At 41.1% G+C, this 14,196-nt stretch carries 16 protein-coding genes; 6 read left to right on the top strand and 10 right to left on the bottom strand.

Going from position 1 to position 14,196, the window contains the following annotated elements; genetic code table 11:
• Window positions 1–7 precede the first annotated feature (7 nt).
• Together B9T29_RS16040 and B9T29_RS16045 are read right to left on the bottom strand one after the other, a co-directional pair.
• Window positions 8–760: an electron transfer flavoprotein subunit beta/FixA family protein gene (locus tag B9T29_RS16040; protein ID WP_086176881.1), complete on the bottom strand. Its 753-nt coding sequence runs from the start codon at window positions 758–760 to the stop codon at window positions 8–10.
• Window positions 761–1,261: 501 nt separating this feature from the next.
• Window positions 1,262–1,867, bottom strand: a complete 606-nt coding sequence (locus tag B9T29_RS16045) for a LysE family translocator (protein WP_086176882.1) — start codon at window positions 1,865–1,867, stop codon at window positions 1,262–1,264.
• A 113-nt stretch (window positions 1,868–1,980) separates the two neighbouring features.
• Between B9T29_RS16045 and B9T29_RS16050 the strand changes: the two genes are divergently transcribed.
• Window positions 1,981–2,475 carry an Lrp/AsnC family transcriptional regulator gene (locus B9T29_RS16050; RefSeq protein ID WP_086176883.1) on the top strand — a complete coding sequence of 165 codons (495 nt, stop codon included), beginning with the start codon at window positions 1,981–1,983 and terminating at the stop codon, window positions 2,473–2,475.
• A gap of 187 nt (window positions 2,476–2,662) precedes the next feature.
• On the opposite strand, the gene B9T29_RS16055 is transcribed toward B9T29_RS16050, so the two are convergent.
• The gene (locus B9T29_RS16055) at window positions 2,663–3,049 is read right to left on the bottom strand and encodes a hypothetical protein (RefSeq protein WP_171264078.1); all 387 of its coding nucleotides are present in this window, start codon (window positions 3,047–3,049) and stop codon (window positions 2,663–2,665) included.
• Window positions 3,050–3,311: 262 nt separating this feature from the next.
• Window positions 3,312–4,205, bottom strand: coding sequence for a site-specific tyrosine recombinase/integron integrase (gene xerA / locus B9T29_RS16060; protein ID WP_171264079.1), 894 nt, complete (start codon window positions 4,203–4,205; stop codon window positions 3,312–3,314).
• A 202-nt stretch (window positions 4,206–4,407) separates the two neighbouring features.
• On the opposite strand from xerA, the gene B9T29_RS16065 reads away from it, so the two are divergent.
• Window positions 4,408–4,737, top strand: a complete 330-nt coding sequence (locus B9T29_RS16065; protein ID WP_086176885.1) for a hypothetical protein — start codon at window positions 4,408–4,410, stop codon at window positions 4,735–4,737.
• A 54-nt stretch (window positions 4,738–4,791) separates the two neighbouring features.
• Here the strand turns inward: B9T29_RS16065 and dapF are convergent, their stop codons facing one another.
• The 4 genes from dapF to B9T29_RS16085 form a co-directional block, all read right to left on the bottom strand.
• On the bottom strand, window positions 4,792–5,637 hold the full coding sequence (gene dapF / locus B9T29_RS16070) for a diaminopimelate epimerase (RefSeq protein WP_086176886.1): 846 nt from the start codon (window positions 5,635–5,637) through the stop codon (window positions 4,792–4,794).
• A gap of 14 nt (window positions 5,638–5,651) precedes the next feature.
• Complete coding sequence (gene lysA, locus B9T29_RS16075; RefSeq protein WP_086176887.1) at window positions 5,652–6,896, bottom strand: diaminopimelate decarboxylase; 1,245 nt, start codon at window positions 6,894–6,896, stop codon at window positions 5,652–5,654.
• 38 nt (window positions 6,897–6,934) lie between these two features.
• A complete protein-coding gene (gene lptM / locus B9T29_RS16080; RefSeq protein ID WP_086176888.1) occupies window positions 6,935–7,156 on the bottom strand; it encodes an LPS translocon maturation chaperone LptM in 222 nt (73 codons plus the stop codon).
• A gap of 134 nt (window positions 7,157–7,290) precedes the next feature.
• Window positions 7,291–8,694 (bottom strand): amino acid permease, encoded by a 1,404-nt coding sequence (locus B9T29_RS16085; RefSeq protein WP_086176889.1) that lies wholly within the window; start codon window positions 8,692–8,694, stop codon window positions 7,291–7,293.
• 283 nt (window positions 8,695–8,977) lie between these two features.
• Between B9T29_RS16085 and radA the strand changes: the two genes are divergently transcribed.
• From radA to B9T29_RS16100, 3 genes are all read left to right on the top strand, one after another.
• Window positions 8,978–10,369 (top strand): DNA repair protein RadA, encoded by a 1,392-nt coding sequence (radA, locus tag B9T29_RS16090; RefSeq protein WP_086176890.1) that lies wholly within the window; start codon window positions 8,978–8,980, stop codon window positions 10,367–10,369.
• Between the two features lie 115 nt (window positions 10,370–10,484).
• Complete coding sequence (locus B9T29_RS16095; RefSeq protein ID WP_086176891.1) at window positions 10,485–11,465, top strand: Tim44 domain-containing protein; 981 nt, start codon at window positions 10,485–10,487, stop codon at window positions 11,463–11,465.
• A 138-nt stretch (window positions 11,466–11,603) separates the two neighbouring features.
• Window positions 11,604–12,119 (top strand): tetratricopeptide repeat protein, encoded by a 516-nt coding sequence (locus B9T29_RS16100; protein WP_086176892.1) that lies wholly within the window; start codon window positions 11,604–11,606, stop codon window positions 12,117–12,119.
• A 61-nt stretch (window positions 12,120–12,180) separates the two neighbouring features.
• Here the strand turns inward: B9T29_RS16100 and B9T29_RS16105 are convergent, their stop codons facing one another.
• Both B9T29_RS16105 and B9T29_RS16110 read right to left on the bottom strand, forming a co-directional pair.
• Window positions 12,181–12,705: a cysteine peptidase family C39 domain-containing protein gene (locus tag B9T29_RS16105; protein WP_086176894.1), complete on the bottom strand. Its 525-nt coding sequence runs from the start codon at window positions 12,703–12,705 to the stop codon at window positions 12,181–12,183.
• 52 nt (window positions 12,706–12,757) lie between these two features.
• Window positions 12,758–12,988: a DUF4917 family protein gene (locus B9T29_RS16110; protein ID WP_228146637.1), complete on the bottom strand. Its 231-nt coding sequence runs from the start codon at window positions 12,986–12,988 to the stop codon at window positions 12,758–12,760.
• A gap of 81 nt (window positions 12,989–13,069) precedes the next feature.
• Between B9T29_RS16110 and B9T29_RS16115 the strand changes: the two genes are divergently transcribed.
• Window positions 13,070–13,948 (top strand): IS982 family transposase, encoded by an 879-nt coding sequence (locus tag B9T29_RS16115; protein ID WP_086176895.1) that lies wholly within the window; start codon window positions 13,070–13,072, stop codon window positions 13,946–13,948.
• Window positions 13,949–14,196 lie beyond the last annotated feature (248 nt).

The following is a 14,196-nucleotide window of genomic DNA, read 5'->3' on the forward strand; positions in this document are numbered from 1 at the left end:
TTCTGTATTAGATCACTTTCGCTTCGTTTTTAAGTTTGTCAACAAGCTCATCTACAGATTTCACTTGTACGCCAGCTTTACGTTCAGCAGGAGCTTCAACTTTCACTGTTTTAAGTTTAGTTGTCGTAGTAACACCGAAATCTGCAGGAGACTTAGTATCCAGCGGTTTTTTACGCGCTTTCATGATGTTTGGCAGAGCTGCATAACGTGGCTCGTTCAAACGTAAGTCCGTGGTGATGATTGCTGGCAAGTTCAATTCAACAGTTTGCAAGCCACCGTCGACTTCACGAGTGACCTGTACTTTGTCACCGTCAACTTTCACTTCAGAAGCGAATGTACCTTGACCTGCGCCAAGTAGAGCGCCAAGCATCTGACCAACCTGGTTAGAGTCGTCATCAATTGCTTGCTTACCAAGAAGGATTAATTGTGGTTGTTCAGCGTCAACAACACCTTTCAGGATTTTAGCAACTTCCAAAGCACCAAGTTGGCTGTCATCAGCTTCAACCAGGATACCGCGGTCAGCGCCAAGTGCCATGGCAGAACGGATTTGTTCTTGCGCTTCTTTAGGACCAATAGAAACCACAACGATTTCTGAAACAGTTCCTTTTTCTTTTAAACGAACCGCTTCTTCCACTGCGATTTCACAGAATGGGTTAATTGACATTTTAACGTTGGTTAAGTCAACACCACTGTTGTCCGGTTTAACGCGAACTTTAACGTTGGCATCAACCACACGTTTTACAGCAACAAGAGCCTTCATGTAATCCTCGGCTGTTTTAGCAAATGTAAATGTTGAGAAAAGTTATAATAACTCTTCACTTAAATTTTTTTAGGTGCCCTATCTTGCAATGTGTACGGCATTTCGGTCAAGTCACAATTATCCAAACAGCCGTAAAAATGCATCATTTTCCTTGAACTTGGCGTTCATATTTTTTTCTACTACTTTTATTAAGATGAAATTCCTAAATATTTATTTATTTTTTAAGCATTGATTTTTATTATTTTTTTATCTGATTAACTTCATCAAAAGTTCTGATTTAATACGTATTTCCGATTAGTGCCTGGCTGGTCTGGCACACATGGATGACAAAACAACCAAAGTAATGAATTGTCATTTAAGACAGATTCCGCTAAATTTTTCAGTCTGTTTGTCCTAAAATCGAGCGCTTTTTTAAGTTAAAGGTATAACAAATTACTTTTTATGCCCAAATACTACTCGGCAAAAAAAAGCATGTCCTTACAACATGCTTTTTCACAGCTCTTAATTAATGATCAGCCAAGTTGCAGCCAGCATTAACAAACCACCTGAACCGCCATCAATCCATTTTTGTTTACGTTCATCAATATGGGTTTTTTGGGTGATTGTGGCAAACAACACACTCAAGCTGCAATACACCACAAAGATCAACCCAATAAAGATGAAAGACAAGATTAGCCCTTGGCTCACCGTGTCCCTAGTTTTATCAATAAACTGCGGTAAAATTGCAAAATAGATCAGCATACCTTTGGGGTTTAATAAGGCGGTAAAGAAGCCTTTTTTGATCGGGTGGGAAGATAATTTTTTCTCGATGGTTAATTTATTTTGACTAAACACCGACTTGATCAGACTAAAAGCCAAATACAGTAAATAGGCAATCCCCAGCCAGCGAATGGTTTCAAACAATAGCGGGAAAGATACAATAATGGCGGCAATACCGAGTGCCACTAAAATGGAATGCACCAGATAACCCGAACACACCCCGACTGTGGCCAGCATGCCTGCTTTTGCATCTTTTCCCATCACTTGTGACAAGATAAACAGCATATCTGGTCCAGGTGTAAAAATAAGCGGGATAACCGTTAAGGCGAACAGTGCAAATACAGACATTTCCTTTTCCCTTTCCATGTCTTGAAAGTGAAAATTAGTATCGAATAAATAGTACAAAATAGGATTTCAAATATTCTATAATTATGAGTATTTTTCGAACTATATTCTAATTTATGAAACTATCTTCCAAATTTGTTTCAGTAAAGCTGGATCGTATTGATAAAAATATCATTCAGGCTTTACAAAACAATGGTCGGATGCAAAATAACGATCTGGCCCGTGAAATTGGGCTGTCGCCTTCTTCCTGTCTGCGTCGGGTGAAACTGCTCGAAGAAGCAGGTGTAATTCAGAATTACACCACCGTCGTGGATCCGCAAAAAATTGGCTTGCAGCTGATTTTGTTTTCACGAATCTGGTTAACCGGACAAGATGCAGAAACCATTGATACCTTCATTGCAGCAATGAAGGAACTTCCTCAGGTGATGGAGTGCTATATTATTTTGGGTGAATGTGATGCCATGTTAAAAGTGGTGGTTCCGGATCTGGAAAGTTACCGTAAATTTCAGTCAGCACATCTGACCAAGAAAAATGGCATTACCAGTGTAAAAACGGATTTACCCAGTCAAATTATTAAACAGAGTTTTCAATTACCGCTGGATGGTCTGTAAAGACATCTTATTTTTCGAAATTTTGGAAATTACTGTATATAGAAATCAGTTATTGAATATAAGTGGCATTACAAGAATAGGCTTAAGCTTAAAACTGCCATTACTCGAATTAGAACTTTAGGGCTACATGAAGGATATCGCATGAAATCAGGTAGCCCTTGAACAAACCTGTAAACTCAAAAGGCTGCTATACAGGCTGACTCTGCAAAAAGTCACGATGGATGTGGCTTAAGTCAATTAAATCATAAGCCTGAAGATTAAATATTTTCCAGACTGCTAAAAAATCTTCTTTTAAATCTACATTTGAGGTCGCAATTGAGCGCTCCTGCCATTGCAGGTCTGAAATCCATAAATAGGTTTGCTGAGTCACAGCATTAATAGCTTGCACCTTACCTTCTGCATTGATGCCCTGTACATGCGCACCTGCAGGTAAAACCGGTTCAATATTAGGCAAACTTATTTCGACAAAATGTTTAACTTGACGAAGGCCATAACCTGCAAAAATTTCTTTTTGCGCAGCCGTTAACTGGTCATATTTCTCTAAAATATCTGCAATCATTGTTTCGCCTATCATTTTCCTTTCCAATATTTAACTGACCAGTAGTGAAAGCATAAATAATTTCATCGCTATACATGATTCATGCGATTCACTGTATGGTTAGAGGTGATTCTTATACCTTATAAATTGACTTTTTATTATCCGACAATAGTTCAAAATGTCATCTTTATGCACTGATATTTTTTCATACGCTTATTTAACTTTGATTAAACATCATTAACTGGCGCTAAAATAATTAAGCAAAGTCCAGGCCAGATTGATTCAAATTTTAATATTGTTACGACTTTTTCAGTTGCGCTCGCGGATGTGCCTGATCATATACTTGTGCCAAATGGTCAAAATCGACATGGGTATAAATTTGCGTAGTAGTCAAATTGCTATGTCCCAGCATTTCCTGTACCGCACGCAAATCCCGGCTGTTTGACAACATATGGCTGGCAAAGCAATGCCGCAACAAATGCGGATGTAAATCCACATTAACTCCGGCACGTTGTGCCTGAAACTTCACCCGATTTTCAATTTGACGTGCGCCGAGCGGATTGCCCTTTTGGGTAATAAAAACCTGCGCATCCGGGACAAAATCACCCTGCCATAATGGATAGACTTGCAGCCACTGCATCACTGCATCTTTGGCTTTGCTACCAAAAGGCACAATCCGCGTCTTATTTCCCTTACCAGTAATACGCAACAGCTGACGGTTAAAATCGATATCCTTAATCCGCAGCCCCTGCACTTCAGCCAAACGCAAACCACTGGAATATAGCAATTCTAAAATGGCTTTATCACGCAACCACATTTGTTGTTCTACAGGTTTTTCAGGCGTTGGCTGATCTAAAATTTGATTGATGGTTTCAATATCAACCATGCCCGGAAGTGGTCTGGGAATACGTTTTAACTGGAAATCATCGGCCGGATTAAATGCCAGATAGTGCCCCTGTTCGGCCCATTTCATAAATTGGCGTATAGACGATAGCATACGCTGTAAACTGCTGGAACTGAGCTGCTGCTGTTCCACTTTATGGGCTAAGTATTCGCGTAAATCTGTGGTTTCGATATTGGCCAGATTCAGTTTTTTAGTTTTACAAAAATTTAAAAAATCCGAAACATCACGTTCATAAGCCAGTAAGGTGTGTTTAGACTGATTTTGAATTTCTCGTTCTTTTAGCCAGATGGATAATAATTGCGTTGCATCCATTAATATAAACCTTCCTACACCAATCCACCTTTCTCAATATTACATCTATCTATATTTTGTATCTAAAAAATCAATCATTTAAAATTCATTTTATAAGATAAATTCTGATCAGCTTTTGCTAATATTAAATCACTTACCAAAAAACATGACATAAAAACGATTTCATAGCGAGTATAAAATGCATTCATTTGAAAAAATTGCAGCATCTTTTAATTTGAACAGCCTACAGACCGAAGAACTCACCAATGAATTAAAGGAGTTACAAAAGCGCTTTAATCCAGATAATATCCAAGCCTTTTATCCTGAATTTGAAAAAATTGCCTCAAGCTTTGGCATTCAAGATGATCAAATTGAAGTATTTGTAGACATGCTTTATGCCAACCCTGAATTTAGCAATCTAGTGACTTTTATCATTCCAAGTTTCTACAGCATTGGTGGCGATCGAATGATATTTGAAGCCACGTATGAACAAATGATGGCAGACCTGCAAGCAGAATTAGATCAATAAAATAGAAAGCAAAAAGCCTATCTCATGGATAGGCTTGTTTCAAAGTAATACCGCTTAAGCCTGGTAATAACTCAAATCAATACGACCTTGATAAACATTTGCCGTTGGACCCGTCATCCAGACCACATCGCCCTCTTTCCATTCAATTTGCAGTTTGCCTCCAGCCAGTTCAATCTCGACAGAGTTGGCCAGCAAGCCACGGCGCATACCAGATATCGCTGCAGCACAAGCGCCTGTACCACAAGCCAGGGTTTCACCTACGCCACGTTCAAACACACGCAAACGTGCATGCTTTTCATCAATAATTTGCATAAAGCCGGCATTGACACGTTGCGGAAAACGCTCATGTGATTCCACTTGTGGGCCTATACCTGCGACATCTGCCGTGAGAACATCGGATACAATGGTGACCGCATGCGGATTACCCATATTCACAACATCAATAGTAATGCTTTCATCATTGGCCAAAGCCAGGCTGTATAGGTTTTCAGGCCCATCCGCAAGGAATGGAATCTGGTTCGGCAAGAATTTAGGATAACCCATATTCACGCGTACCCAGCCATTTTGACCCAGCTCAGGTTCTACAATACCGGCTTTGGTTTGCACTTTGATTTTGGTTTTTGTGGTGAGCTGACGTTCATGCACAAAACGAGCAAAACAGCGCACGCCATTACCGCATTGCTCCACTTCGGAACCGTCTGCGTTGAAAATGCGATATTTAAAATCGACATTGGGTAAATCAGGCGGCTCAACAATCAGTAGCTGATCGAAACCGATGCCAAAGTGGCGGTCTGCCAAACGCTGAATGGTCACGGTATCCAGATAGGCACGCTGGCTGATCAGGTCAACCACCATAAAGTCATTGCCCAAACCATGCATTTTGGTAAATTCTAAAAACATCTCAGAGCTCTCCATTATGGCAATAAGCGTTCACGTTCCCACAAAGATTCAACGCTTTCACGCTCACGAATCAAATGTGCCTGATCACCATCCACCATCACTTCAGCAGCACGTCCGCGACTGTTGTAGTTCGAGCTCATCACGAAACCGTAAGCACCCGCACCCAATACGGCAAGTACATCATTTTCTTTAATTGCCAGCTGACGCTCTTTACCCAGAAAATCGCCAGTTTCACAAATCGCACCCACCACATCCCACTCTTTCGCTTCAACATCGCTATGCGGGGTCACTTCCTGAATATCCATCCACGCTTCATATAAAGCTGGACGAATCAGGTCGTTCATTGCGGCATCAATAATCGCGAAATTACGGTGATTAGTCGGTTTAAGCAAATCCACTTTGGTCAGCAATACACCGGCATTAGCAGAAATGCTGCGGCCTGGTTCCATATACACTTTCAAACCGAGTTTTTCTAAAGCCGGTTTCAAAGCATTGGCATATTCTTCAACTGTAGGTGGAACTTCATCTTTATAAGTCACGCCTAAACCACCACCGATATCGATGTGTTTTAGATTGATACCGAGTTCTTTAAGTTTCTCAATCATCACAATCACACGGTCCAGCGCATCGACAAAAGGCTGGGTTTCAGTCAATTGTGAACCAATATGACAGTCAATCCCCACCACGTCCAAATTCGGTAATGATGCTGCATATTGATAGGTTTCAAATACAGTATCGGAAGGAATACCGAATTTGTTTTCTTTTAAACCGGTGGAAATATAGGGATGGGTTTTTGCATCAACATCCGGGTTTACCCGTAAAGAAATCGGGGCTTTTTTACCTAAGTTCGCGGCAACTTTTTGAATACGGTCAAGCTCTGCATAAGATTCGACATTGAAACAGGCAATACCCACTTCAAGCGCTTTTTGGATATCCGCTTCAGATTTACCCAAGCCCGAGAAGACAATTTTAGATGCATCGCCGCCTGCTTTAAGCACACGGGCAAGCTCACCACCGGTGACAATATCGAAGCCCGCGCCACGCTTGGCCAATACATTCAACACCGCAAGGTTAGAGTTAGACTTTACCGCAAAACAAATTTGATGATCGATAAAGCTAAATGCACGATCCATATCTAAATAATGCTTTTCAAAAGTCGCTTTTGAATAAACATAAAGTGGCGTGCCAAATTGCTGCGCAAGCTGTTGTAGAGAACATTGCTCGGCGTGCAAAACCCCATTGATGCGGGTAAAACTCATGAATGTATCCTTTCGATGACGCGTTTAGATATTGAAAATTAATTCGTTTCAGCTGATGAAGCGGGAAGCTCTTGTGCTACCGGCGCTGCTTCTTGCTTATTCGAAGATTGCTGTTTTGAATCTACATTGGGATATAACAAATATTTTGCACGTTTGTCATAGTTTTGGTCGCTAGGTAGCTGTAAAGCACCCGATTGACCACAACCGACCAGAGCAAAACCTGTTGCCAATAAACTGATGCAGCAAATGACAAGACGCATCTGACCACCTATTTGATATTTTCGAAGAAGTATAACCTGATCATGTGACCTGACCAAAGCACTAAACGCTAGAGATTATAGTGAGATAAAAAAAAACGCCAGTTTGAAACTGGCGTTTTAATCATTTGCAGTGATTATTTATGTTTCGGTTTGTAGAAACCAAAATAACCAATAATCAAAATGATGAACCAGACTGGGCTGACCATCAGCGCTTTCATGGTATCGGCTTCCAAAGACAGCACATAGATCATGCCGATAAAGAAGATAATCACCACCCAACAGGTAAACAATCCACCCGGCAGTTTAAAGGTTGATTTTGCATGTAATTCTGGACGTGTTTTGTAGTACACGATATAGCTCCAGATGATCATCAACCATACACAGATAAACAAAATCGTCGACAGTGTTGTTGCCAAAGTAAAGGCTTCAACTGTATTCGGTACAAAGTACTGAAGCGCAGCACCTAGCAATAAACAAATTGCAGAGAAATATAAGGCATTTGCAGGAACAGCACGTTTATTCAAGTGACCAAAGGCTTTAGGACCCTGCTCTTCACGTGATAAACCAAACAACATACGGCTGGTCGAGAACACACCACTGTTCATGGATGACATCACTGAAGACAGTACCACCAGGTTCATGATAATCGCTGCAGCAGCAATACCGGCCTGGCTAAACAGGTTTACAAATGGACTGATAGTAGGATCAATTTTATTCCATGGCGTTACCGACATGACAATGATCAGTGCCAACACATAGAAAATGATGATACGAATCGGAATCGAGTTGACCGCTTTAGGCAAGTTGCGCTCTGGATCTTTGGTTTCAGCTGCAGTTGTACCGACCAGCTCCACCCCAACAAAGGCGAATATCGCAATCTGGAAACCTGCCAGGAAGCCGGTTACCCCAGTTGGGAAAATACCGTCATGTGACCACAGATGGGTAAATGAAGCCACTTCACCTGCGGTTGAGCTAAAGCCAGTAAAGATCATCCATAAACCGACCGCAATCAGTACCACAATGGCAATAATCTTGATTAATGCAAACCAGAACTCCAGTTCACCGAATAATTTAACCGTAACCAGATTCAGCCCCATGATAAAGACAATGGCCGCAACACTGATCATTACCCCTTCGCCAGGCGTAAACGGCAGCCCTCCATTAAAGAATTGCAGGTAATAAATAATGGCTGAAAGGTCGGCAATACCAATGGTGATCCAGCACAGCCAATAGGTCCAGCCGACAAAATAGCCTGCCCAAGGACCAATTAAATCCGTCGCAAAATCAATAAAAGACTTGTATTTCAGGTTAGACAGTAACAGTTCGCCAAGCGCACGCATGACCAAAAAAACCATAAAACCAATAATCATGTAAATGATCAGAATTGATGGGCCAGCCAAACTGATCGTTTTGCCCGAACCCATGAACAATCCGGTACCAATTGCACCGCCAATGGCGATGAGTTGCAGATGTCTATTGGATAAACTTCGTTTAAGTTCACCGTCTTCAACGGATGAACTTAGGTTTTCATTTGACATTGTTATTTTCGTCTCTAAATTTAATGTGTTAAAAGTAGCCCAAAACAAAAAAAATAAAAAAAGTTTTTTGAGCGATTATTTAATATTTTTCAAGCCTAATGGCGCTTTAGATTATTTTTCATACACTTTAAGTCCTTTTTATTTCCTTTATTAAACTTTCCATGAATTAGCAGTTTACGTGCCAATTTTTGATTTGGCGATAGAACATACAAAAAATTGTGTTTCTGAACGGCTATTGCTACATTCACAAATACTCTTTTAGCTTTCACAAGATTTATATTTTATGAGTAAGGTCAAAACTGTTTACCGCTGTGAACAATGTGGAACGGATCATCCAAAATGGGCAGGTCAATGTACAGATTGTGGTGAATGGAATAGTCTGACCGAAGTTCGGCTTGAACCTGCAGTGAGCCACCGTGCACAACCGAAAATGGGCGGCGGCTATGCCGGTCAGGCGGCAAACATTACCACCCTGAATAAAGTTTCTGTTTCACATGAAACACGTTTGGCCACAGGGATTGGTGAATTTGACCGCGTACTGGGCGGTGGTTTGGTCACGGGTTCTGTAGTACTGATTGGCGGTGACCCGGGGATTGGTAAATCCACGATTCTTTTACAAACCGCCACGCATATGGCATCTGCACAAAGTTCTGCACTCTATGTGACCGGTGAGGAATCGTTGTCGCAGGTTGCGTTACGTGCTCACCGTTTAGAACTGCCGACTGAACATCTTAAAGTGATGGCAGAAACCTGTGTGGAACGAATTTGTGAAGTTTTAGCCCAGGAACGCCCTGCTGTTGCCATTCTGGATTCCATCCAGACGCTGTATACCGAAACCTTGCAGTCTGCACCAGGAGGTGTTTCTCAAATTCGTGAATCTGCAGCATTGCTGACCCGTTTTGCTAAAAATAGTGGCACGGCCCTGTTCTTGGTCGGACATGTGACCAAAGAAGGCGCATTGGCTGGCCCTCGAGTACTGGAACATATGGTCGACTGTGTACTGTATTTTGAAGGTCAGTCCGACTCGCGTTATCGCATGATTCGTGCGGTAAAAAACCGTTTTGGTGCCGTCAACGAACTCGGCGTATTTGGCATGACCGATAAAGGCTTGCGTGAAGTCGCCAATCCGTCTGCTATTTTCTTGAGCCGTTATGATGAAGCCATTCCCGGTTCTATTGTGATGATTAGCCGCGAAGGAACCCGGCCACTTCTAGTGGAAGTTCAAGCGCTGGTGGATGATGCCCATGGACAACCGCGTCGTGTTGCCTTGGGCTTGGAACAAAACCGGCTGAATATGCTACTGGCAGTCATGCACCGTCATGGCGGGGTGCAAACCTCCGGACAGGACGTTTATGTCAATGTGGTCGGCGGTCTAAAAATTACTGAAACCGGTTCCGATCTTGCTGTATTGCTTGCCTGTGCCTCAAGCTTGCGTGGCAAGGCCTTACCCCAACAACTGGCAGTATTTGGCGAAGTGGGCTTATCGGGTGAAATCCGTCCGGTGCCGAATGGTCAGGAGCGCTTAAAAGAAGCCATTAAGCACGGTTTTAAATACATTATTTTACCGCGTGGCAATGCACCACAAAAACCCATCCCAAATGTACAGATCATTTCGGTGGCACGCTTGCATGAAGCTTTAACCGAAGCCATGAATCTAAGCGAAGAATTGGCTTAAGCTTAAACACATGAAAAGTCATGTAAAAAAATTACCACTTTGTTATTGAAATTCACTGTAAATGCCTGCATAACTATAGGGCTATAATTTCATTTTTATTTATTAGGAAGACTCAATGGAAGTTCGACAGCGTAGTTTGATGGCCGGTATTTTAATGGCAGCTATGGTGGTTGCACCAATGGCTGAAGCGAAACGTGCGGGTGGCGGTAAAAGCCATGGCATGAGTCGTTCTGCTGCTCCAAGCCAATCTTACCAACAACCACGTCAAGCTGCTCCTGCCCAACAACCTGTTGCTCCTGCTACAGCCCCACAAAAATCAGGTCCGGGCGTAGGTGGTATGGTTGCTGCTGGTGTTGCTGGTGCTGCGATTGGTGCAGTTGCAGCCAATGCAATGGCGGATGACAAACCTGCTGCAAGCAGTGCTGATGCTACAGCACAACAGCAGCAAGAAGAAAAAGGCGGACTTCCAGGCTGGATCTGGATTCTTCTGGCAGCAGCAGTCGCTTTCTTCTTGTTCCGTAAATTCGGAGCAAAAAAAAAATTAGCCGCTAACAATCCGTATGCACCAAACAATGCTGGCAATACAGCCCCGTTTGGTCAGCAAAATGCAGCACCACGTACTTCAAATGACAACAGCAATATTTTTGGTCAAACAGTAGGTGGTTCTGCTGGCGCAGCAACTCAAGCACCATTTGGTGCTGCTTCAACCAGCAATGGCAATCAATTGCCAGATGGGACTGAACCTGCTGCATTCTTACGTGTTGCTCGTCAGCGCTTTAACCATATTCAGTCCATGAATACAGCAAGTAACATTGCTGAAATTCAACGTTATTTAACGCCTGATCTTTATCAGTCTATGTATAACGATATTATGGCGAACCAAGACCAGGATGTTGCTGAATTCTCTAATCTGAATGCCATGGTTACAGATTCTGCAACTGAAAATGGTCAGTATGTCGTAAGTGTACGTTTCACCGGTACAGTAAGCGAAGACTTAAACAGCTTGCCGCAACCTTTTGCAGAAGTTTGGCACTTTGTGAAACCTGCCGGTTCTAACCAGGACTGGTTGGTTGCAGGCATTCAGCAAGAAAGTTAATCCTTTGCTAAATACTGCTCTGCCAAATACACTGACATGAGTGGATGTTTTTAGCTGCAATACTATAAAAGCCAATCTTCGGATTGGCTTTTTTATTTCATTCCTTTTAGGCTATAGCAAAAGTTTTTGGATACATGTATGTCTAACCGAATTTCTCCCCCTGCCTCGCTGATGAATTTAGCCATTACAGGAAATGCCAAAGCACAATTTGAACTGGCCGAACTCTATATGCAAAGCGAGCATGATGATGACATTATTCTTGCAGAAGAATGGGCACTTAAAGCTGCTGAAAATGGCAATATTGAAGCCATGTATTGGCTAGGTGAAGGTTATACCGTGTATGCCAAAGACTTGGCAGAAGAAGACCCTGAAGAATCCAAAGCACATTTTGAATTGGGTTATTACTGGCTCAGCAAGGCCAATATGCAAAAGCACCCCGCTGCGACTTTAGAGTTAGCGGGTTATTTCCGTCGTGGTGATGTGATTGAAAAAGATGTCGCAAAGTCAGTATCTTTAGTAAAACAGGCAGCTGAATGGGGCGATGCACAAGCCATGCGTGATCTAGCTTGCATCTATGAACATGGCTTGGGTGTCGATGTTGACGAAGAAAAAGCGGATTACTGGTCTGAAAAAGCACAAGCAACTGAAGAATAATTGAATCTAAGAATTAAAAAAGCCCATCCAATGATGGGCTTTTTTATTCAATTTTTAAATATTAACTCTGGATATCATCATTTACTTCAACAACAATCACTTGTCGACAAATCCCTTCAACTTGACGTTGCTGCTCAAAAACTGAAGCTGGCATCGCATCAAAACTGTCAAAGAAACAGATTTCATCCTCATTTACATCGTAAACAAGTGAGTGATTACCTACATTCTCTAATGTATCGTAATAGACAATCACAAATTTGTTTTGCTCAAATGATTGTTGGATTTGCTGATAACTTAACGCTGGGAAAATGGGTAAACCCAGTTGTTCAGCTTCTTGGTAACTGAGTTTTTCACTCTCCTGAAGATCAGGGTCATGCTCGGTATAAAACTGAACATTAAAACCAAACTTTTTTAGTGCTACAGCTAGACCTATGGTTGTCGTGCCATTTTCAGCATCATATCCACATACATCTACAAGTTGCTGAATATCAGCATCGATACCTAAATGTTGCAGCAGCATCCATACCGCAAAAATTCCACCATTTGCTTCTAGACTGGCTAATTCTTCAGGCATTTCTAAAGCCATAATTTTCATCCAAAATATGATTGTGCTGATAATAATATAAATATTTACGCTATTAAGGATTATTCCAACACCCTGAGCTTTGACTGTCAAAAAACTCTACTTCGATATTTGGAGCTACTTTTTCGTTTTTTATAAGTCTATAAATTCGATAACAATCTTCCTGATTATTTTGAAATATAGAAATAGCCACCTTACCTAATTGTTTATTCTTAAATATTTGCTCCACGAGATGTGATTCTTGCTCACCTAAACTCCAACCATAAATTACTAAATTAACCCGAATTACGGATAAGAAAACTGCTTGAAAAAAAGATGGTTAGAGCCATTTAGAAAGTTACTACACAAACCAAAGACTCTAACCACCATGTTTGATTTTACAGAAATTTTCTGTACCGTTGATGATTTTTTTAAGAAATTTGAACCCATCTATTGGCAATTTCTCAAGCAGGAAAAAAAGCGTAAACGAATTCGATTTGCAACCTTATCCCTCTCTGAAATTGTGACGATTGCAATTTGTTATAAAACATCGCAAGTACATAACTTTAAAATATTTTTCCAATTGCTTTGCCAATTTGAGAGTAAATTATTTAAGTCTTTGCCTTGCTACAAAAATATGCTCAGCCTGATTAACCAACATCAGCTTGCAATCCATGCGCTACATCGTGCTTTAAGCAAAGGGCAAGCGTGTCAATATCTATGGATTGATTCAACACCTTTGCCTGTCTGTAAAAACAAAAGAATTCCTAAAGGTCACCATGCTTTAGATGATATTGCTTCTCGTGGTAAAAGTTCCATAGAGTGGTTTTATGGCTGCAAATTACACCTGCTCATGAACAGTGAAGGAAAAATTGTGAATACAGTTTTATCCACTGGATACCTTGCAGACATTAGAAAAATCGAAGAGTTAGTTGATGGTTTATTGGCAACTGTTTATGGAGATAGAGGTTATATAGGGAAATCGATAAAAGCCAAATTATTAGAACAAGGTATTGATTTAATTACTTATCCAAGAAAGAATATGCAAGTAAGTCGATTGCCTTTTTCTGATGAGTACCACTTGAGACAGCGGAAAAGAATTGAAACTTTAATTGGTTTGTTGAAAGAAAAATACCATTTAGTGAGCAGTAAGCATCGAACTATTTCTGGTTTTCTGGCAGGCATATTCTCATCTTTATGTGCTTATCAACTCTGTCAGAAGAATAAGCCGAAAATTCATGTCGTTAGAAATTTGGCTTATCCGTAACTGGGGTCATTTAACATAATAGTTACGTTATGCGACATTCGTCAGAGCTTGGCATTTTATTACACATCGAGTTAAACCGGAGAGCTTTTCCCTAGCTAAACGTAATTTATAAAAAACAATAACTTAATGTTTTTCACTATTTTTTATGATTGGCAAAATGTATCAAAAGAGAAGGGCCTATAAAAGGCCCTTTTTGTTCAGTACTCAATATCCATGAAAATCAAATTAATCCGCTTTTTTTATTTCCT

The organism is Acinetobacter sp. ANC 3903 (genome assembly GCF_002135315.1).
In the GTDB taxonomy this organism is placed as follows: Bacteria; Pseudomonadota; Gammaproteobacteria; order Pseudomonadales; family Moraxellaceae; genus Acinetobacter.